Source organism: Microbacterium sp. KU4F (assembly GCF_056868075.1).
In genome coordinates this window covers 2,894,240-2,913,720 of the sequence record NZ_CP200324.1, presented here as the reverse complement: position 1 = coordinate 2,913,720, position 19,481 = coordinate 2,894,240, and the positions used below count along the sequence as shown (strand labels likewise).

The following is a 19,481-nucleotide window of genomic DNA, read 5'->3' as shown; positions in this document are numbered from 1 at the left end:
CGCCCAGGCTAACCGCATCCGCTCGCCTCGTCTGCCGACACCGGCGCGCTCGTGCCCGGCTCAAAGTTCACTCACAGCGATACCCTCCCCACCCGCGGAAACACTGGGATATCGTGGGTCGTGCGGCACCGTGCCGCCACCTGACACTGGAGTGTGACCCTGCCGATGGCTTCGTCCAACCCCGCGTTCAACAACCCTGCATTCCAGGACCCGCGAGCCGTGAAGAGCTACCCCGGTGGCTCCAACGCGGCGGGGATCGGTCTGACCCCGCCCCCCGCGTCGACGGTGACGCCCGGTCAGCAGGCCGGCCTCGAGGGTGCATTCGCCGCCCCGCCGGCAGGCGCCGCCGACACCGGCCGCATGACGGTCGAGGACACCGTCCACAAGACGGCGGCCCTGTTCGCCGTGCTCCTGATCGGCGCCGTCGCCGGTTGGTTCGTCACCCTGGGCGGCACGCTGCTGCCGCGTGAGGCCACGACCCTCGTCGTCGCACCGATGATCCTCGGCGCGCTCGTCGGCTTCGTGCTCTCGCTCGTGATCATCTTCACGTCGCGCAAGAAGGTGCGCCCCGCGCTCATCTTCGCGTACGCCGCGTTCGAGGGCATCTTCGTCGGCAGCATCTCGGCGTTCTTCGAGGTGCAGTGGGCCGGCATCGTCATCCAGGCGACGCTCGCGACTGTCGCCGTCGTCGGCGTGACCCTGGCCCTCTTCGCGAGCGGCAAGATCCGCGCCTCCAAGCGCGCCACGAAGATCTTCCTCATCGCGATGGTCGGCTACCTGGTGTTCAGCCTGCTGAACGTCGTGCTGATGCTCTTCGGCGTCTTCCCCGCCGGCCAGATGTTCGGCCTGCGCAGCCAGGAGGTCTTCGGCGTCCCGCTCGGCCTGATCCTGGGTGTGTTCGTCGTGATCCTCGCCGCCTACTCGCTGGTGCTCGACTTCGACTCGATCCAGCAGGGCGTGCGCAACGGCGCTCCCCGCCAGTTCGCCTGGATGGGCGGCTTCGGCATCATGGTGACCGTCGTCTGGCTGTACCTCGAGATCCTGCGGATGATCGCGATCCTCCGAGGCAACAACTAGCGCTGCTGCGCTTCGAAGGGCCGCCCCTCGGGGCGGCCCTTCGTCGTTGCGGGTCGGGAGTCCCCCTCTCCCCCTCCCGCCCCTCCCGACACCTTCCCCTGTCACAGATCGCGTCTCCCGCGTCGATCTGCGACAGGCGAGCGGCTGACAACCCGGTTCGCCTGTCAGAGATCGCGTCTCCCGCATCGATCTATGACAGGCGAGCGGGTGGCGCGACCGGGCCACCGGCCACGGACCGCTGCCCGAGCCAACGCCGCCACGCACACGGCACTCGCCTGAGGCGTCCCTGGGCGGCTCAGCGCGCCCCCTGGGCGGCTCCGGCGAGTGTCCTGGGCGGCTCAGCGGGGGGCGAGGATGCGGCGCACGAGGGCGATGAGGCCGTCGCGGATGCGGGAGGGCGCGAAGTCGGCAGCGCGCTGGAGTGCGAGCCGCGCCGCGCGCTCGCGGCGCGCGGCATCGTGCAGCAGCTCGATGACCGCATCCGCGAACGCGTCCTCGTCGCCGTCCGGCACGAGAACGCCGCCGCCGGTGCCGAGCTGGTCGCGGGGCCCGTACCGCACGTCGTACGACACCACCGGAACGCCACGACTCATGGCTTCGAGCGCCGCGAGTCCCTGCCCCTCGAACGCCGTCGTCTGCACCATGAGCGCCGCGCCGTCGAAGAGCGCCGGACCTGCATCGCTGCGTCCTTCGAGCGTGACGGATGCGGAGAGCCCGCGCTCATCGATCAGGCGCTGCAGATCGTCGCGCAGCGCACCGTCTCCCCAGATCTCGAGCCGCGCGTCGGGCACGACGGCCACCACGCGGCTCCACGCACGGATCGCGTGATCGACGCGCTTGCCCGGTGCGAGCCGCCCGAGCATCACGACGCGGCGCGGGTCGATCGGTGCCGGCTCGTCGACGGCGACGGGCGCAGCGTTCGGCAGCACCGTCGATCCCGGATGCGCGCCGAACCGCCGCTCGGCGTCGGCGCGCTGCTGCGCGGTCGGCCACACGACGGCATCGAAGCGGTCGGCGACGGCGAACCATCGGCGCCAGAGGTCGTTGACCGGCGCGTCCGGCGCATAGGGCGCCGAGAGGTGCGTGGTGTGGATCGTGTGCACGATCCTCACCCCGCGCGGCGGGTCCGTAGCGAGCAGCTCGCCGAGCTGCCGCGACTCGCAGAAGAGCACGACCGGCTGCGCGAGAGCGGCGACGACGTGATCGAGCCAGGCGCGGTACAGGCCGCCGAATCCGGGCAGGACACGATCACCATCCGGTGCGTGCACGACGACTGCGGCCTTCGTCAGGTGCCAGTCGGGGTCGCCGGAGATCACCGGCAGCGCGAGCAGAGGCCGGCCCGCTGCATCCGGGATCTCGCGGTACGCAGTACCGGGCGTGGCCACACCCGGCGTCGCGGCGGCGATCAGCCAACGAGGATCGGCCGCGGCGTCGTCGAAGAGGTTGCGGAACGCGTCGACGGATGCGGCGGCGCCGGCGGCGACGAAGGCCGCGCGGTGTGCGGCGTGGTCGCCCGGAGCGCCGGGGTCGACGCTCAGCAGGCGAACCCGGGCCCCTGCGTCGGCGAGCAGGCGCGCGCGCTGGAGCGTCGCGACCGTGTAGCCGCCGTCGACTCCCGGGATGAGCCGCGACGTGAGCACGAGCGCCGTCACGCCCTCGAGCGTCTCCCGCTCGAGGGTGCGCCCGTCGAGCGCATCGCTCACGAGGCGATCATCTCTCTCCACGCCCCTGAACGGAGAGCGAAGGGGTGTCCCTTCTCGGGCAATCGGGGTGCAGGGGTCCCCGCTCTTGCCGGAGAAGGGACACCCCTGAGCTCGGTGTCCCCCGAGCTCACTCCCACTCGATGGTCCCCGGGGGCTTCGACGTGACGTCGAGAACCACGCGGTTCACGTCGCGCACCTCGTTCGTGATCCGGTTAGAGATCTTCGACAGGACGTCGTACGGGAGACGGGTCCAGTCCGCGGTCATGGCGTCCTCGCTGGAGACGGGGCGCAGCACGATCGGATGCCCGTAGGTGCGTCCATCGCCCTGCACGCCGACCGAGCGCACGTCCGCGAGCAGCACGACCGGGCACTGCCAGATCTCGCCGTCGAGGCCCGCCTTGGTCAGCTCCGCACGCGCGATGGCGTCGGCGTCCCGCAGAATCTCGAGGCGGTCAGCGGTGACCTCACCCACGATGCGGATGCCGAGGCCGGGGCCCGGAAAGGGCTGGCGTGCCACGATCGCCTCCGGAAGTCCGAGATCGCGACCGATCTGGCGCACCTCGTCCTTGAAGAGGGTGCGCAGCGGCTCGATGAGCTCGAACTGCAGGTCTTCCGGCAGGCCGCCCACGTTGTGGTGGCTCTTGATGTTCGCCGTGCCCGCGCCGCCGCCCGACTCGACCACGTCGGGGTAGAGCGTGCCCTGCACGAGGAAGCGGATGGGCTCGCCGTCAGCGGCCGCCTCGGCAACGAGATTGCGCTCCGCGGCCTCGAAGGCACGGATGAACTCGCGTCCGATGATCTTCCGCTTCTGCTCGGGGTCGCTCACGCCCTCGAGCGCGGAGAGGAACTGCTCGCGCGCATCGATGGTGATCAGACGCACGCCCGTCGAGGCGACGTAGTCGTTCTCGACCTGCTCCCGCTCGCCCTTACGCAGCAGCCCGTGGTCGACGAAGATCGCCGTGAGCTTGTCACCCACGGCCTTGTGCACGAGCGCCGTCGACACGGCGGAGTCGACGCCGCCGGACAGCGCCGAGATGACGCGGCCCCCGCCGACCTGCGCGCGGATCTTCTCGACCTGCTCGGCGATGACGTTGCCGCTGTTCCAATCGGCGCCCAGGCCCGCGGCCTTGTGGAGGAAGTTCTCGAGCACGGTCTGGCCGTAGTCGGAGTGCTTCACCTCGGGGTGCCACTGCACGCCGTAGAAACGACGCGTGTCGTTGGCGAAGGCCGCGACCGGCGTCGCCGCGGTGCGCGCGAGCACGTCGAAACCCTCGGGGGCGCGGGAGACCTGGTCGCCGTGGCTCATCCACACGTTCTGCTCGGCCGGGGTGCCCTCGAGCAGCGTGCCCTCGGTCACGATCGTCGCGTCGGTGGCGCCGTACTCGCGCAGCCCAGTGTTCGCGACCTCGCCGCCGAGCGCCTGCGCCATGACCTGGAAGCCGTAGCAGATGCCGAGGGTCGGCACACCGAGGTCGAAGACCTCCGTGTCGAGCGCGGGCGCGCCGTCCTCGTACACCGAGGAGGGGCCGCCGGAGAGGATGATGCCCACCGGGTTCTTCGCCGCGATGTCGGCCGCGGATGCGGTGTGCGGCACGATCTCGCTGTAGACGCCGGCTTCGCGCACGCGACGGGCGATCAACTGCGCGTACTGGGCGCCGAAGTCGACGACCAGGACGGGGCGCTGGGAGGTATCGGTCTGCTCGGTCAACGGCTGCTCTCTGTCGCGTCGGCGGATGCGGGAGGGGCCTCGGCGGCCTCACGGGCCGCGAGGTAGCGCTTGACGTCACGGGCGACGATCGCCTCCATGACGAAGGAGAGGAAGGGCACGACGCCGCCCGCGGCCAGCAGCAGCAGACGCCACAGCGGCCACCGCATGAGGCTCCAGACGCGGAAGCAGGCGATGAGATAGACGACGTAGAACCAGCCGTGCACGATCAGGATGCCGAGCGAGAGGTTGATGCCACCGCTCGAGTCCCCCAGAGACTTCAAGGTTCCGTCGGGGCCCGGCACCACGGGCGCGAACCACAGGAATCCGCCCGATCCGCCCAGGAACAGCTCGACCGCGAGCGAGGGCGTGTACTTCAGGATCATCTCGGTCACCAGCAGCAGCAGGCCGACACCGGTGATCACGGAGCAGATCTGGTAGAACCGCAGCGCCTTGCGGATCGCCGGGAAGGTGGCGAGTTTCGGGGCGGGCATGAACCCCAGTCTAGTCGTGCGGCGGGGGCGTCGCCCGGCGCGCGGGCGCTCAGGCGTCGACGGTCTGGGCGTCGGCGAGCTCTTCGAGCTCCTTCTCCCACGCGTCCTTCGCGAGGCGGTACCAGAGGTAGAAGGCGAAGCCGGCGAAGATCACCCATTCGGCCGCGTAGAAGATGTTGAGCCAGTTGACGGAGGATCCCGCATCCGGTGCGGGCGAATCGATGTCGGTCAGGCCGCCCATCGGGTCGTCCGCCACGACGAACTGGCGGTAGACGTCGGTGTCACCGATGTCCTGCCAGCGGCTCAGCAACGCGGCGGGCGACATCCGCGTGATCTCCCACGGATCGCTCTTGGGCGGCGGCACAGGGCCCTCGTCGGCGACGATGCGTCCGGTGAGCGTGACGACCTCGTTCGGGTCGGTGCTCTTCGCCAGCGCGTCGGCGGCCGCGTCCGCGTCGTCTCTCGTGGCCGCCCAGCCGACGGCCACCGCGAGCGACGCATCCGGGTCGACCGCGCGCAGGTGGGCGGTGACCCAGTACCCCTCCACGCCGCCGTTGTACCGGGAGGCGACGACGATGAAGTCGCTCGGCACGAACGTGCCGCTGACCTCCACACGCTGACCGATGAGCGGATCGGTCAGGTACTCCCCCGGCACCGCGACATCGGCGATCGGCATGACCTGCTCGGTCGCGCCCTCTTCGCGCGGCGCCGTGTCGATCGCTCGCGCGAGCTGCCACTGGCCGAGCCACGCGAACACCGCCGCAACGGCCAGGCACAGCAACAGCATCGCGATCCACCGACCGCGCAGCATGACCTCGCGCAGGGTCGGGGGAAGACCTCGGGAAGGTCGTCGGATGCGGGGGAAGTCACGAGGGAACGGCCGAGCTCAGCGCCCGTAGGGGGCGACGACGACCTCGACGCGCTGGAACTCCTTGAGGTCGGAGTACCCGGTGGTGGCCATCGACTTGCGGAGGGCCCCGATGAGGTTCGCGGTGCCGTCGGCGACCGGAGCCGGCCCGTACAGCACCTCTTCGAGCGAGGCCACCTGGTCGACCTTCACGCGGTTGCCGCGCGGGAGCTTCGGGTGGTGGGCCTCGGGCCCCCAGTGGAAGCCCTGGCCCGGCGCATCGGTCGCCCGCGCGAGCGCGACGCCGAGCATGACGGCGTCGGCGCCCATCGCGAGCGCCTTGACGATGTCGCCCGACGTGCCCACGCCGCCGTCGGCGATCACGTGCACGTAGCGGCCGCCGGACTCGTCCAGGTAGTCGCGGCGCGCGCCGGCGACGTCGGAGACCGCCGTGGCCATCGGCGCGTGGATGCCGAGCGTCGCGCGCGTGGTCGAGGCCGCTCCCCCACCGAACCCGACCAGCACGCCGGCCGCGCCCGTGCGCATGAGGTGCAGCGCCGCGGTGTATGTGGCCGCTCCTCCGACGATGACCGGGACGTCGAGGTCGTAGATGAACTTCTTGAGGTTCAGCGGCTGGTCCACGGACGAGACGTGCTCGGCCGAGACGGTCGTGCCGCGGATGACGAAGAGGTCGACGCCGGCGGCGACGACGGTCTCGTAGAGATCCTGCGTGCGCTGCGGCGTCAGGGAGCCGGCCACCGTCACTCCCGCGGCACGGATCTCCGCGAGACGATCGCGCACGAGCTCGGGCTTGATGGGCTCGGCGTACAGTTCCTGCATCCGCCTGGTCGCGTCGACGGAGGAGAGCGTCGCGATCTCGGCCAGCAGCGGGTCCGGGTCGTCGTAGCGCGTCCACAGACCCTCGAGGTCGAGCACGCCCAGTCCACCGAGCTGACCGAGCATGATCGCGGTGCGGGGGCTCACCACCGAGTCCATAGGAGCGCCGAGCACCGGGATGTCGAAGGAGAAGGCGTCGATCGTCCACGAGGTCGAGACGTCCTCGGGGTTGCGCGTGCGACGCGAGGGGACCACCGCGATGTCGTCGAAGGTGAATGCGCGGCGGGCCCGCTTCGCGCGGCCGATCTCGATGTCCATGCTCACCCCTCCAGCCTAGCCGCCGGATCGAGAGTCACCACGGCTCGTCCACGCGCGGGGCGAGGGCGAGCACGGTGGCCTTCTCCGTGGGGAAGCACGCCGAGAACAGGTCGGTGATCCGCGGGTCGACCTCGGCCGCGTCGGCCAGACGCAGACCGATCATCGTGTTCAGCATCATCCCCTGCGCCAGAAACGCCTGCGCCCGTTCGGCGGGGAAGCCCAGATCGCGCAGATACGCCCACACACGCGCGAAACCGTCGCGTGCCCGCGGGCCGATGACCGGATGGGAGCCGAGCAGGAATGCGTGCGACAGGGTCTGATGCAGACCCCGCACGCTGAGCAGGCCGATGTACTCGTGCCCCATGCGGGCTTCGATCTCGTCGTCCAGGCCAGGCCCGGCCGCGCGCGCGAAGGCCTCGAACAACAGCCGGAGCGTCTCGTCCAGCGCGGCGAGGAACAGCTGTTCCTTCGTGCCGAACAGCCGCACGACATAGGGCTGGGAGACACCGGCCGCGCGCGCGATGTCGTCCGTCGTCGTGCCGACATAGCCCTTGGCGCCGAACACGGCGATCGCCGCCGTGAGGATGAGCGCTCGGCGCTCATCCGAGCCCAACCGCTTCTTTGACGTCGCTGTTTCGGAAGCCATGTTGACATGTTATCAGTCGATAACTACAGTCGGCTCAGCTTGGTAATCATTCGATTACAACTCGAAAGGACGATCCTCCCATGTCGACGCCGTCACGCCCCTTCGCCCTCGTCGTCGCCGCGACATCGCTCCCGATGTTCATGGCGACGCTCGACAACCTCGTCATGACCAATGCGTTGCCGGTCCTCCACACCGAGCTCGGCGCGACCGTCGAGCAGCTGCAGTGGTTCGTCAACGCCTACACCCTCGCGTTCGCCTCGACGATCCTGCTCGCCGCAGCCCTCGGCGACCGGCTCGGCCGACGGTCGGTCTTCCTCGTCGGCATCGCGATCTTCGGGATCGGGTCGGTGCTCGCCGCTCTCAGCACGGATCCGACACAGCTCATCGTCGCCAGAGCCGTCCAGGGCTTCGGCGGCGCGGGCGTGCTCCCCCTCTCCCTGGCCCTGCTCTCGGGCGCAGTGTCCGTGCAGCGACGACCGCTCGCCATCGGCATCTGGGGCGGGGTCTCCGGCCTCGGCGTCGCCGTGGGGCCGCTGGTGGGCGGCGCCGTCATGGAGGGCTGGAACTGGCAGGCCATCTTCTGGCTGAACGTGCCGGTGGCCATCGTCGCGATCCCGCTCGCCCTGTTCGCCCTCGGCAACGACCGCGGCGAGCGCGCCCGGATCGACGTGCTCGGCACGCTCATGTCGGGCGTGGGCGTGCTCGCCCTCGTGCACGCGATCGTCCGCGGCAACGACGACGGATGGGGCTCCGCATCCGTCGTCGGCGAGATCGCCGTGGCCGCTGTTCTCATCGCGTTCTTCGTCGTCTGGCAGTGGCGCGCGAAGGCTCCCCTCATGCCCCTCCGGCTCTATCGGGACCGCTCGTTCGCGCTCACGAACGTCGTGGGCTTCGCGTTCAGCTTCGGCACCTTCGGCGCGGTCTTCCTCCTCATCCAGTACCTGCAGGTCGTGCAGGGCGCCTCTCCGCTCGACGCCGCGTTGCAGACGACACCCTGGACCATCGCTCCGATGTTCGTCGCGCCGCTCGCGGGAGTGTTCTCGGGGCGTATCGGCACACGGGCGCTCATGGTCGCCGGGCTCGCCTTCCAGGCCGTGGCTCTCGCGTGGATCGCCACCATGCTCTCGACCACGCTCGACTACCCCTCGCTCATCGCACCGTTCCTGCTCGCAGGAATCGGCATGGGACTCGTCTTCGCCCCGTCCGCGACGGCCTTGCTGGCCACCCTCGGGCTCGTCGACCACGCGAAGGCGTCCGGGGTGAACTCGACCCTACGTGAGATCGGCGTCGCGCTCGGAACCGCCGTCATGACCGCGATCTTCGTGGGCGCGGGCGGTCAGCTCCTCCCCGACTCCTACGTGGATGCGGCGAGGCCCGCCGTCTACGTCGGGGCCGCTGTGCTGGTCATCGCCGCCGTCGCGGCACTGTGGCTGCCGGCCGGCCGGTCGGCGCGCGCAGGCACCGCCCCCGCTCCCGCTCCCGCTCCCGCTCCCGAGGAGGTCGGCGTCGGCGCCTGAACGCGGACCGAACTCCTGCAAAACGCGCCCTTCCGGCTTTCGGCCCCGGGAATCAGGCGTTGCTGCAGGAGTTCGGTCGCGCCGCTAGCCGGCTGACACGTCCGGTGACGGCGCGTCGGGCGTCGCCGTCGCGCGCGGTCGCGAGAGCAGGCGGGTCAGCGGCCCGTCGACGAGGAACAGCAGGAAGGCGAGCGAGCCGGCCAGCGGGCTGAGGGCGACGACACCCGCGGAGATGATGAGGGCGCTGAGCGCTCCGCCGCCCTGGATGCGAGCCTCGGAGAGCGGGAAGTCGGGCATCGACCGATCGTGGGTGCGCACGGCCCATGCCCACTGTGCCCAGCTGCATCCGATCGCCAGCAGGAAGTTGATCGGCAGGAGCATGCGCCCGAGCACCAGGTCGGCGAACTCGTTGTTGATCGTGGAGGTGAAGGGCACGAGCACGATGAAGAACAGCCGCGCCGAGTTGATCCACGTGCCGAGGGTGTCGATGCGGGAGATGTGCTCGAACTGCTCGACGTGCGCCCGCCACATCAGGCTCAGGATGAGGAAGCTGATGAAGAACGTGAAGAACGGCTGCGACATGCCCACGAGTGCCGCCCAGAGGTCCGCGTCGGAGCGCACCCCGTCGAAGGTTCGCGCCGTCAGATCCAGCACCAGCAGCGTCGCCGCGATCGCGAACACGCCGTCGGTGTAGGCCTCGAGTCGCCGCGTCGAGACGGTGGCCTCGGGATGCTGACGTCGCCGGATCACGAGCGTCAGCGTAGCCCCGGGACGCGAAACGCCGCACCCCGACGGGATGCGGCGTCGCGAGCGCGTCGGGTCAGCGCTTGTAGTTGGGGGCTTCGACCACGATCTGCACGTCGTGCGGGTGCGACTCCTTGAGCCCTGCCGGGGTGATCCGCACGAAGCGGCCCTTGGCCTTGAGCTCCTCGACGGTGCGCGCCCCGACGTAGAACATCGACTGCCGCAGGCCTCCCACGAGCTGGTAGGCCACGGCGGACAGCGGCCCGCGGTAGGCGACCTGGCCCTCGATCCCCTCGGGGATCAGCTTGTCGTCGTTGGGCACGTCGGCCTGGAAGTAGCGGTCCTTGGAGTAGGAGGTCTTCTTGCCGCGCGTCTGCAGCGCTCCCAGCGAGCCCATGCCGCGGTACAGCTTGAACTGCTTGCCGCCCTGGAAGACGATCTCGCCCGGCGACTCGTCGGTGCCGGCGAGGAGCGAGCCCAACATCACGGTGTCGGCGCCGGCGACGAGGGCCTTGGCGATGTCGCCCGAGTACTGCAGGCCGCCGTCCGCGATCACCGGCACACCGGCCTCGCGAGCGGCCTGGAACGCCTCCCAGATCGCCGTCACCTGCGGCACGCCGACACCAGCGACGATGCGGGTCGTGCAGATCGAGCCCGGCCCGACCCCGACCTTGACCGCATCCACGCCGGCGTCGATGAGCGCCTGCGCACCCTCGCGGGTCGCCACGTTGCCGCCGATCACGTCGATGTCCGCGAAGGACGGGTCGGCCTTGATGCGACGCACCATGTCGATGACGCCCGCCGACTGCCCGTTGGCGGTGTCGACGACGAGCACGTCGACACCGGCGTCGCGCAGCGCCTCGGCGCGCTCCCAGGCATCGCCGAAGAAGCCGATGGCGGCGCCCACGCGCAGGCGACCCTGGTCGTCCTTCGTGGCGAGCGGGTACTTCTCGCTCTTGTCGAAGTCCTTGATCGTGATGAGGCCCGCGAGCTTGCCCTCCTCATCGATGAGGGGCAGCTTCTCGACCCGGTGCTTCGCGAACGCCGCGATCACGTCGCCGGCGCTGACGCCGACCGGTGCGGTGATGAGGTTCTCGCTCGTCATCGCGTCGCGCACGTAGGTCGTGCGGCGCTCGAAGCCGGAGACGAAGCGCATGTCGCGGTTCGTGATGATGCCGACGAGGTGCCCCTCCTCGTCGACGACGGGCAGACCCGAGATGCGGTACTGCGCGCAGAGGGCGTCGACCTCTTCGACCGTGGCGTCGGGGGTCGTGGTGACCGGATCGGAGATCATGCCCGACTCGCTGCGCTTGACGCGGTCGACCATCGCGGCCTGGTCCGCGATCGAGGCGTTGCGGTGCAGGATGCCGAGGCCGCCCTCCCGGGCGATCGCGATCGCCATGCGCGCCTCGGTGACGGTGTCCATCGCGGCCGAGATCAGCGGCGTGGCCACCGTGATGCGGCGGGTCACGCGCGATGACGTGTCGGCCTCGCTCGGGATGACATCCGTGTGCCCGGGAAGCAGCAGGATGTCGTCATAGGTCAGTCCGACGAAGCCGAACGGGTCGTGGTTTTCCATCGCGCTCTCCTCCCCCGCCGGCACTCGCGGATGCGGCGGGTCGCCTTAGACGTCAGACGCGGGAGCAGGCCTCGAACCCCTGCCGATCACGGCCAGAGCGAGGGTTTCCCGTCGTCTGTCGATTGTAAGCGGCCACGGCTGTCGTTTTGTTCCCGCATCCGTTATCGCGCGCGCCCGTCCGCGAGCTCCGGCGTATCCACAGGCGCGAGCGGGCGGGCGATGCCCGATTGCGGATTACGTAGGCTCGAACGGCATCCGGTGACGGAATCCGTCGACGAGGCGATCGTGGCCGGGGCGTGTCCTCGCTGAAACACGACGGACACAATACGCTCGTAGCGTCGTCGTCATTGCCGATGCCGACCGCATCCTGGGTGCGTGTCCCCGACTGGAGGTTCCGTGGTTTCCACCACTGCGACCGAGAGACGATCCCTACCCGGGATACTTCTCCTCTTCGCCGCGCTCATCGTCGCGCTGCTGACCTTTATCCCCACCGCGGCCCACGCCGAGGCCACCGACGACGAGAGCGCGATGCAGACCGAGGTCTGCGCCCCCAGCGCCACCGTCGGCTGTCTCACCGGCACGCTGCGCGACGCCGGCAAGGGAGTCGTGGTCTCCGCCACAGGCCCCGGCGGCACCGTCTCCACCGAGACCGACGACGACGGCCGGTGGTCGCTGAGCGTCGAGCAGCCCGGTGAGTACTCGGTCACGGTCGACGCCGACACGCTCCCCGAGGGCGTCACCCTGAGAAGCGACGAGCCGCAGGTGCGGACCGTGACGCTCGGCGCGAACACCGCCGCGCTGTTCTCGCTCGAATCGGCGGGCGGCAGCGGCGACGGCGGAACCACGAGCGGCGGCACCACGACGGCCGACTCCGGATTCAACTGGGACCGCCTCGCCCAGCAGGCGGCATCCGGCCTGCGGCTCGGACTGCTCCTGGCACTCGCCGCCGTCGGACTCTCCCTGATCTACGGCACGACCGGCATCTCGAACTTCGCCCACGGCGAGCTCGTGACCCTCGGCGGCCTCCTCGCCTTCGTCTTCGCGAACCTGCTGGGACTGAACATCTGGCTCGCCGGCCTCGTCGTCATCATCCTGTGCGCGGCGTTCGGCTATACGCAGGACCTCGCGATCTGGAAACCGCTGCGCAAGAAGCGGCTGTCGCTGACGCAGCTCATGATCGTCACGATCGGAATGTCGCTGGCGCTGCAGTACGTGTTCCAGTTCTTCATCGGCGCATCGACCGTGCGCATCGTCATGGCCAACCCGAAGCCCGTGCAGATCGGCCCGGTCTCGCTCAGTCAGGACTCGCTGATCGCCATGGGCATCGCGGTCGTCGTCCTCGTCGCGGTCGGCCTCTTCCTGGTCAAGACCCGCGTCGGACGCGCGACCCGCGCCGTGAGCGACAACCCGGCGCTCGCCGCCGCATCCGGCATCAACGTCGACGGCGTGATCCGCCTGATCTGGACCGCATCCGCCGCGCTCGCGGGCCTCGCCGGCATCCTGCTCGGTCTCGTGCTCAACGGCATCAACTGGATGACGGGCATGCAGCTGCTGCTCCTGCTCTTCTCCGCGGTCACCCTCGGCGGCCTCGGAACCGCCTTCGGCGCCCTCTTCGGCGCCCTCATCATCGGTATGACGGTCGAGCTGACGAACATCTGGCTGCCGGGCGACTTCAAGTACGCGACCGCCCTGCTGCTGCTGATCCTGCTGCTGCTGGTGCGACCGCAGGGTCTGTTCGGTCGCAAGGAACGGGTGGGCTGACACATGGAATTCCTGAACCTGCTCACCCAGATGGCGGCAAGCGCCATCTCTCCGGCCACGGCCGCCTTCGCCATCGCCGCGATCGGCCTCAACATCCACTTCGGCTACACGGGTCTGCTCAACATGGGCCAGGCGGGCTTCATGCTGCTCGGCGCCTACGGCTTCGCCGTGTCGATCGGCGCGGGCCTGGGATTCTGGCCGTCGCTGCTGATCGCGATCATCGCGGTTGTCGTCTTCAGCCTCATCCTCGGTGTCCCCACGCTGAAGCTGCGCGGAGACTACCTCGCGATCGTCACGATCTCGGCCGCCGAGATCGTGCGCATGGTCGGGCGCTCCTCGATCATGGGCCCCATCACCGGTGGCTCGAACGGTCTTCCCGGCGCGACCTACCGTGATCCGTTCAACGAGCTGTCGTTCCTGCCGGACGGCTCCACCACCATCCTCTGGTTCACCTATGAGAACAACGGTGTGAGCGGATGGTGGATCCGCATCGTGGCCTGGGCGCTCGTGGCGGTCTTCCTGGTCCTGGTGTGGCTGCTCATGCGCAGCCCGTGGGGTCGTGTACTCAAGGGCATCCGCGAGGACGAGGATGCGGTGCGCAGCCTCGGCAAGAGCGCCTACTCCTACAAGATGCAGGCGCTGGTGCTCGGCGGTGTGCTCGGCGCGTTCGCCGGCATCATCTACGTCCTCCCGTCCTCCGTCCAGCCGGACGCGCTGGGACGCTCGACGACGTTCTTCATCTGGACCGCGCTCCTGCTGGGCGGCGCCGCGACCATCTTCGGACCCGTGCTGGGCTCGATCCTGTTCTTCGCGGTGCGCATCTTCATCCAGGGCATCACCGACATCGTCGTGCCCGACTCGATCATGTCCACCCAGCAGACCGATCAGTTCTCGTGGATCGTGATCGGCATCGCGCTGATGCTCCTGGTCATCTTCCGACCACAGGGCATCCTCGGCAGCAAGAAGGAGCTGAGCTTCAATGTCTGAGCCGATCACGGCGGCCCAGGCGGCCGCACAGGAGAGCCTGTCGCACGTCGCGCAGACGCCCGGCGCGCCGAAGCCCGACCCCATCCTCGTCGTCGACAACATCATCCGCCGCTTCGGCGGCATGACCGCCGTCGACGTCGACCACCTCGAGGTCCAGCGCGGCGCCATCACGGCCCTCATCGGTCCCAACGGCGCCGGGAAGACGACCTTCTTCAACCTCATCACCGGCTTCGACAAGCCGACGAGCGCGAAGCGCGCCTTCGGCGGCCCGCCCGCCGACAAGGCGGCCCGATGGTCGTTCGACGGGCGCACGCTCGGCAGCACGGCCGCATCCAAGGTCGCCCGCAGCGGCATGGTGCGCACCTTCCAGCTCACCAAGGCGCTCTCGCGCATGACGGTGCTCGACAACATGCTGCTCGGAGCGCGCGACCAGCCCGGTGAGAACATGGCCGTCGCCCTCATCCCCGCGCTCTGGCGCAAGCGGGAGAAGGAGATCACCGACAAGGCGATGGATCTGCTGCAGCGCTTCAAGCTGTACGAGAAGCGGGAGGACCTCGCGGGCTCCCTCTCGGGCGGGCAGAAGAAGCTGCTCGAGATGGCGCGGGCGCTCATGAGCGACCCGAAGATGATCATGCTGGACGAGCCCATGGCCGGCGTGAACCCCGCCCTGACGCAGTCGCTGCTCGGCCACATCCAGGCCCTGCGCGACGACGGCACCACCGTGCTGTTCGTCGAGCACGACATGCACATGGTGCGCCACATCTCCGACTGGGTCGTTGTGATGGCGCAGGGCGCCATCGTCGCCGAGGGCCCGGCAGGCGAGGTCATGAACCAGCAGGCGGTCGTCGATGCGTACCTCGGCGCGCACCACGACACCGACCTCGGTGACGACTCGCTGCTCGACACCTCGGTCATCCAACAGCTCGAAGCCGAGGCGGAGGCCGCCGACGCGGCCGCCGAGCGGCAGATCGACGAGGCGCTCGGAAAGGAGCACCGTTCATGACGAACGCGACCGAACCGGTCCTCGTCGCGAAGGACCTGCACGCCGGCTACCTGCCGGGGGTCAACATCCTCAACGGCGTGAACATCGTGGCCCACCCGGGCGAGCTCATCGGCATCATCGGCCCGAACGGCGCCGGCAAGTCGACGTTCCTGAAGGCGGTGTTCGGCCAGGTGTCGATCCGCGGCGGCTCCGTGACGCTCAAGGGCACCGACATCACCGGCTGGAAGCCCAACAAGCTCGTCTCCACCGGCGTGGGCTTCGTACCGCAGACGAACAACGTGTTCCCCTCGCTCACGATCGAGGAGAACCTGCAGATGGGCATCTACCAGAAGCCGCGCAAGTTCCGGGAGCAGCTCGACAAGATCCTCGAGATCTTCCCCGTGCTCGCCGACCGTCGCGATCAGCGCGCCGGTTCCCTCTCGGGCGGTGAGCGTCAGTCCGTCGCGATGGCGCGTGCGCTCATGATGGACCCGTCCGTGCTGCTGCTCGACGAGCCTTCGGCGGGCCTGTCACCGGTCCGTCAGGATGAGACCTTCATCCGCACCCGTCGCATCAACAAGGCGGGCGTGAGCGTGATCATGGTCGAGCAGAACGCGCGCCGCTGCCTGCAGATCTGCGATCGCGCGTACGTGCTCGACCAGGGACGCGACGCCTACACGGGAACGGGGCGTGAGCTCGCCAACGACCCGAAGGTCATCCAGCTCTACCTCGGCACGCTCGCAGCCGACGTGGATGCGGACAAGTCCGCCCCCGCATCCGCTGCCGCTCCGGTCGCCTCCGCGACGGCGGAGCCGGCTCCGGCGGGCATCGTCACCCCCGACGAGCAGGTGCCGACGTCGGTGACGGCGGGCGCCACCGCGGCGGAAGACCTCCCGCCGGGAGCGGAGCCCATGTCGGACCCGGGAGTCGAGCCCGACGCCGGCAAGGCCTGAGATCCGCGCGGCGCCACACGCCGCCTGAGCGCTCCGAAGGGGGCAGATGCGGCTGCATCCGCCCCCTTCCCCCTTTGGCGCCCCGCGCGGCCTCCTGGCCCCCCGCCGGCGCTGCGTCGCCCCTGTGCTCGCCTGCATGGGGGGCTGTCCCCCGCTACAGGCCCGCATCCCACGTGTTCAAAGGACCCGAAACGCGACCCCAACGCCTCCGGAGCAACAACACGCGTCCCCCGAACACGCACCCCACACGCTCGAGAGACCCCACACGCGACCTCAACACCCCCGGAGCAACAACACGCGTCCCCCGAACACAGGCGCCGCGCCGCTCGGAGGGCGGGGCAACGACGGGACGGGACGGATCGGAAGGGGACGGGACGGATCGGAAGGGGGACGGGACGGGGCGGGGGGACGGGACGGGGGCACTCGCACGCGCACCGACCCGGAACGCACGAACGCCCCCGGGCGAACCCGGGGGCGTTCGTGCGCGTGAGCAGTCAGATCAAGACTTGCCCTCGACAGCGCTCTGCCAGACGGGCTTGTTGTCACCGTCGAACTTGTAGATGCCGATGAAGGCGCTCGAGGGGTCGTTCTTGTCGTTGAACGGTCCCGTGCCTGCGACACCCGTGTAGTGGATGTCCTTGCCGCCGGCGATGAGCTCCTTGCAGTCCGCGTACGTGGAGCACTCCTCGCCACCCGTCGCACCCGACACAGCGGCCAGGTTCGCCTGGATGGTGGCGGGGTCGGTCGCGCCGCCCTTCAGGGCCGCGAGGGCCGAGAGGATGACGGCGTCGTACGACTCAGCCGAGTAGGAGTAGTCGTCCAGGGCCGAACCCTCGACCGACTCGTGCCACGCGGATGCACGCTCCTTGAAGTCCTCGGCGGGGTTCGCACCGGGGATCGTGCCCTGAGCGCCCTCGAGCGTTCCGGGCTCGAAGTCCTTCGAGAAGTCCGACGTGTTGCCGTCCGTGTAGTAGGTGCGGGACATGTCCCAGCCCTGCGACACGAGCTCGGGGATGATCGCCTTGGTCTCGTCGAAGGCGATGATCACGATCGCGTCGGGGTTGGTGGCCAGAGCCGCCGTCACCTCGGACGAGAAGGTGGTCTGACCGGGAGGGAACTCCTGGCCCGCGCCCTTGGCGCCGTAGGTGACCGATCCGCCCGCACCGGTGACGGTCTCCTCGATCACGTCGCGCAGGCCCGTGCCGTACGCGTCGTTGAAGACGAGGAACGCGATGTTCGCGTTGCCGTCGCTCGTGATGAGCTGGCCCAGCGCGGAGCCCTGCACCGTGTCCGGCGGAGCGGTGCGGAAGTAGAAGGGCGAGTAGCCCGAGAGCGAAGCAGCCGTGTTCGCGGGCGAGATCTGCACGATCGGGCTCGCGCTCTTGGTGAGCTTGTCGACGACGTTCAGCGACACCGAGGAGGATGCGGCGCCGATCACGATCGAGACCTTCGCGTTGATGAGCTCGTCGGCCGAGGCGGACGAGACCGTCATGTCGTTGCTGTCACCGGAGTCGGTCCAGAACGTACATGCGTCGTCGCCCGCGGCGACGATGTCGTCGACAGCCAGGCCGACACCGGCGATCTCGGGCGGGCCGAGGAACGCCAGGGTTCCGGTGGTCGGCAGCAGGGTGCCGACCTTCAGGATGTCAGCGCTCGTGGTGCCGTCGGCGCAGTTCTGCGCCGTGTAGTCGCCACCTGCGTCTGAGCTGCCGGAGGGCGCTGCTTCGCCCCCGCCGGCACACCCGACGAGCGCAAGCGCCGAGACGCCCGCGAGGGCGGTCGCGGCAAACCACGCCTTCTTGGAGTGAACCATCTGGTTCCGTCCTTTCACTCTTCAATGCGCGACCTGGACGCCGCGTTGCGCCAGAAGCTAGCCGCGCATTGTTACGAGTGTGTTGTAGGCGCGCGTCGCGCACAGTCTCCGCACCCTTTCGCGACGAAATCGTTATGAATCGCGCCGCTTTTCGACGCATTACGTCAATTCGGCCACGTCGGACGGAGCGTTCTGCAATCCTGCGTCCTTGCGCGCGCGGCGCGAGGCGATGATCGAATCCGCGCTCAACAGGATGAGCGCGGCCCACACGAGCGCGAACCCCGCCCACCGTCCGGCCGTCATCGGCTCGCCGAGCACCCACCATCCGATGAGGAACTGCAGAACCGGAGCGACGAACTGGATGATGCCGAGCAGCGTCAGGGGCGCCCGGCGCGCACCCGCGGCGAACAGCAGCAGTGGGACGGCCGTCACGACGCCCGCCAGGGCCAGGGCCACCGTGGTGCCGACCCCGGCGGAGGCGAAACCCAGCCCCGTCGTCAGACCCACCACGACGAGCTGCACGAGGGCGAGAGGGGTGAGCCAGAGCGATTCCAGTGTGAGCCCGCTGACCGCATCCACGGACGGACCGATCTTCTTCTTCACGAGTCCGTAGAAGCCGAACGAGAACGCGAGGATGAGGGCGATCCAGGGCATGGCGCCGTAGCCGACCACGATCACCACGACCGCGGCGGTGGCGAGCCCGATCGCCACCCACTGGGTCGGGCGCAGTCGCTCGCGCAGCACCAGCACGCCCAGCAGGACCGTGACGATCGGATTGATGAAGTAGCCGAGGCTCGTCTCGATGACGTGACCGCTCAGGGTGCCGATGAGATAGGTCTGCCAGTTGACGTAGATCAGGATGCCGGCGATCACGGTGAGAGCGACGAGTCGACCCTGGCGAAGGATGGCGGCGAGGCGCCGCCACGAACGCGTCACCGCGATCAGGAGCGCGCAGAAGACCAGCGACAGCAGGATGCGCCACGCGACGATCTCGAAGGCTCCCACCGGCGCCAGCAGCAGGAAGTACAGCGGCAGCACGCCCCACAGGAGATAGGCGGAGAAGGCGTACAGGCCGCCGGCGAGGCCCTGCTCGGGGGAAGTGCGTGGGTTCACCGATCCAGCCTAGGACCGCGGGCGCTGCCGGGGCGCGCCTACAACGAACGAAGCCCCCGGCCGAGTGGCCGGGGGCTTCGAGCAGTCGATGTCAGCGAACGACGACCGCGAGCACGTCGCGCGCGGAGAGCACGAGGTACTCGTCGGCGCCGAACTTGACCTCGGTGCCGCCGTACTTGCTGTAGATCACGCGGTCGCCGACGGCGACGTCGAGCGGAACACGGTTGCCGTTGTCGTCGATGCGGCCGGGGCCCACGGCCACGACCTCGCCCTCCTGGGGCTTCTCCTTGGCGGTGTCGGGGATGACCAGGCCACTAGCGGTGGTCTGCTCGGCCTCGACCTGCTGAATGACGATGCGGTCCTCGAGCGGCTTGATGGAAACCGACACGGTCTACCTCTTCTTTC

At 69.3% G+C, this 19,481-nt stretch carries 16 protein-coding genes and 1 pseudogene; 6 read left to right on the top strand and 11 right to left on the bottom strand.

Features of this window, described 5'->3' with window-relative positions; genetic code table 11:
- Positions 1 to 165 precede the first annotated feature (165 nt).
- Entirely contained in the window at positions 166 to 1,077 is a 912-nt protein-coding gene (locus AC1VNH_RS14555) for a Bax inhibitor-1/YccA family protein (protein WP_344229704.1), read from the top strand.
- 338 nt (positions 1,078 to 1,415) lie between these two features.
- On the opposite strand, the gene AC1VNH_RS14550 is transcribed toward AC1VNH_RS14555, so the two are convergent.
- From AC1VNH_RS14550 to AC1VNH_RS14525, 6 genes are all read right to left on the bottom strand, one after another.
- Positions 1,416 to 2,780, bottom strand: a complete 1,365-nt coding sequence (locus AC1VNH_RS14550) for a glycosyltransferase (protein ID WP_483112218.1) — start codon at positions 2,778 to 2,780, stop codon at positions 1,416 to 1,418.
- 127 nt (positions 2,781 to 2,907) lie between these two features.
- Entirely contained in the window at positions 2,908 to 4,488 is a 1,581-nt protein-coding gene (guaA, locus tag AC1VNH_RS14545; protein ID WP_483112217.1) for a glutamine-hydrolyzing GMP synthase, read from the bottom strand.
- Positions 4,485 to 4,979: a DUF3817 domain-containing protein gene (locus AC1VNH_RS14540; protein WP_483112216.1), complete on the bottom strand. Its 495-nt coding sequence runs from the start codon at positions 4,977 to 4,979 to the stop codon at positions 4,485 to 4,487. The genes guaA and AC1VNH_RS14540 overlap by 4 nt, the downstream gene beginning before the upstream one ends.
- A 49-nt stretch (positions 4,980 to 5,028) precedes the next feature.
- On the bottom strand, positions 5,029 to 5,790 hold the full coding sequence (locus AC1VNH_RS14535; RefSeq protein ID WP_483112214.1) for an SURF1 family protein: 762 nt from the start codon (positions 5,788 to 5,790) through the stop codon (positions 5,029 to 5,031).
- A gap of 75 nt (positions 5,791 to 5,865) precedes the next feature.
- Positions 5,866 to 6,981, bottom strand: coding sequence for a GuaB3 family IMP dehydrogenase-related protein (locus AC1VNH_RS14530; RefSeq protein WP_243227289.1), 1,116 nt, complete (start codon positions 6,979 to 6,981; stop codon positions 5,866 to 5,868).
- A 34-nt stretch (positions 6,982 to 7,015) separates the two neighbouring features.
- On the bottom strand, positions 7,016 to 7,627 hold the full coding sequence (locus tag AC1VNH_RS14525) for a TetR/AcrR family transcriptional regulator (protein ID WP_483112213.1): 612 nt from the start codon (positions 7,625 to 7,627) through the stop codon (positions 7,016 to 7,018).
- 80 nt (positions 7,628 to 7,707) lie between these two features.
- Here AC1VNH_RS14525 and AC1VNH_RS14520 point away from each other — a divergent pair, with 80 nt between their 5' ends.
- On the top strand, positions 7,708 to 9,144 hold the full coding sequence (locus tag AC1VNH_RS14520) for a DHA2 family efflux MFS transporter permease subunit (protein WP_483112212.1): 1,437 nt from the start codon (positions 7,708 to 7,710) through the stop codon (positions 9,142 to 9,144).
- A gap of 84 nt (positions 9,145 to 9,228) precedes the next feature.
- On the opposite strand, the gene AC1VNH_RS14515 is transcribed toward AC1VNH_RS14520, so the two are convergent.
- Positions 9,229 to 9,894, bottom strand: a complete 666-nt coding sequence (locus AC1VNH_RS14515) for a TMEM175 family protein (protein ID WP_483112210.1) — start codon at positions 9,892 to 9,894, stop codon at positions 9,229 to 9,231.
- A gap of 70 nt (positions 9,895 to 9,964) precedes the next feature.
- Positions 9,965 to 11,467, bottom strand: coding sequence for an IMP dehydrogenase (gene guaB, locus AC1VNH_RS14510; RefSeq protein WP_483112209.1), 1,503 nt, complete (start codon positions 11,465 to 11,467; stop codon positions 9,965 to 9,967).
- A gap of 396 nt (positions 11,468 to 11,863) precedes the next feature.
- Between guaB and AC1VNH_RS14505 the strand changes: the two genes are divergently transcribed.
- The 4 genes and pseudogenes from AC1VNH_RS14505 to AC1VNH_RS14490 form a co-directional block, all read left to right on the top strand.
- Complete coding sequence (locus AC1VNH_RS14505) at positions 11,864 to 13,228, top strand: branched-chain amino acid ABC transporter permease (protein WP_483112208.1); 1,365 nt, start codon at positions 11,864 to 11,866, stop codon at positions 13,226 to 13,228.
- A 3-nt stretch (positions 13,229 to 13,231) separates the two neighbouring features.
- Positions 13,232 to 14,215 (top strand): branched-chain amino acid ABC transporter permease, encoded by a 984-nt coding sequence (locus AC1VNH_RS14500; RefSeq protein ID WP_483112206.1) that lies wholly within the window; start codon positions 13,232 to 13,234, stop codon positions 14,213 to 14,215.
- On the top strand, positions 14,208 to 15,218 hold the full coding sequence (locus AC1VNH_RS14495) for an ABC transporter ATP-binding protein (RefSeq protein ID WP_483112205.1): 1,011 nt from the start codon (positions 14,208 to 14,210) through the stop codon (positions 15,216 to 15,218). Before AC1VNH_RS14500 ends, AC1VNH_RS14495 begins: the two co-directional genes overlap by 8 nt.
- Positions 15,215 to 15,964: pseudogene (locus tag AC1VNH_RS14490) on the top strand (ABC transporter ATP-binding protein); the annotation flags it as partial. The gene AC1VNH_RS14495 and the pseudogene AC1VNH_RS14490, both read left to right, overlap by 4 nt.
- Before the next feature lie 685 nt (positions 15,965 to 16,649).
- Here the strand turns inward: AC1VNH_RS14490 and AC1VNH_RS14485 are convergent.
- The 3 genes from AC1VNH_RS14485 to groES all read right to left on the bottom strand — a co-directional run bounded on the left by AC1VNH_RS14485 (position 16,650) and on the right by groES (position 19,464).
- A complete protein-coding gene (locus tag AC1VNH_RS14485) occupies positions 16,650 to 17,963 on the bottom strand; it encodes an ABC transporter substrate-binding protein (protein ID WP_243226848.1) in 1,314 nt (437 codons plus the stop codon).
- A gap of 159 nt (positions 17,964 to 18,122) precedes the next feature.
- The gene (rarD, locus tag AC1VNH_RS14480; protein ID WP_483112204.1) at positions 18,123 to 19,076 is read right to left on the bottom strand and encodes an EamA family transporter RarD; all 954 of its coding nucleotides are present in this window, start codon (positions 19,074 to 19,076) and stop codon (positions 18,123 to 18,125) included.
- Between the two features lie 91 nt (positions 19,077 to 19,167).
- Entirely contained in the window at positions 19,168 to 19,464 is a 297-nt protein-coding gene (gene groES, locus AC1VNH_RS14475; RefSeq protein ID WP_047543013.1) for a co-chaperone GroES, read from the bottom strand.
- Between the last annotated feature and the right edge of the window lie 17 nt (positions 19,465 to 19,481).

Bases quoted from the DNA above. Each gene is read 5' to 3' on its own strand.
- AC1VNH_RS14500 (WP_483112206.1), top strand. From the start codon at position 13,232: ATGGAATTCCTGAACCTGCTCACCCAGATGGCGGCAAGCGCCATCTCT.
- AC1VNH_RS14530 (WP_243227289.1), bottom strand. From the start codon at position 6,981: ATGGACATCGAGATCGGCCGCGCGAAGCGGGCCCGCCGCGCATTCACC.
- AC1VNH_RS14520 (WP_483112212.1), top strand. From the start codon at position 7,708: ATGTCGACGCCGTCACGCCCCTTCGCCCTCGTCGTCGCCGCGACATCG.
- AC1VNH_RS14495 (WP_483112205.1), top strand. From the start codon at position 14,208: ATGTCTGAGCCGATCACGGCGGCCCAGGCGGCCGCACAGGAGAGCCTG.
- AC1VNH_RS14555 (WP_344229704.1), top strand. From the start codon at position 166: ATGGCTTCGTCCAACCCCGCGTTCAACAACCCTGCATTCCAGGACCCG.
- AC1VNH_RS14485 (WP_243226848.1), bottom strand. From the start codon at position 17,963: ATGGTTCACTCCAAGAAGGCGTGGTTTGCCGCGACCGCCCTCGCGGGC.
- AC1VNH_RS14540 (WP_483112216.1), bottom strand. From the start codon at position 4,979: ATGCCCGCCCCGAAACTCGCCACCTTCCCGGCGATCCGCAAGGCGCTG.
- AC1VNH_RS14525 (WP_483112213.1), bottom strand. From the start codon at position 7,627: ATGGCTTCCGAAACAGCGACGTCAAAGAAGCGGTTGGGCTCGGATGAG.
- guaB (WP_483112209.1), bottom strand. From the start codon at position 11,467: ATGGAAAACCACGACCCGTTCGGCTTCGTCGGACTGACCTATGACGAC.
- AC1VNH_RS14535 (WP_483112214.1), bottom strand. From the start codon at position 5,790: ATGCTGCGCGGTCGGTGGATCGCGATGCTGTTGCTGTGCCTGGCCGTT.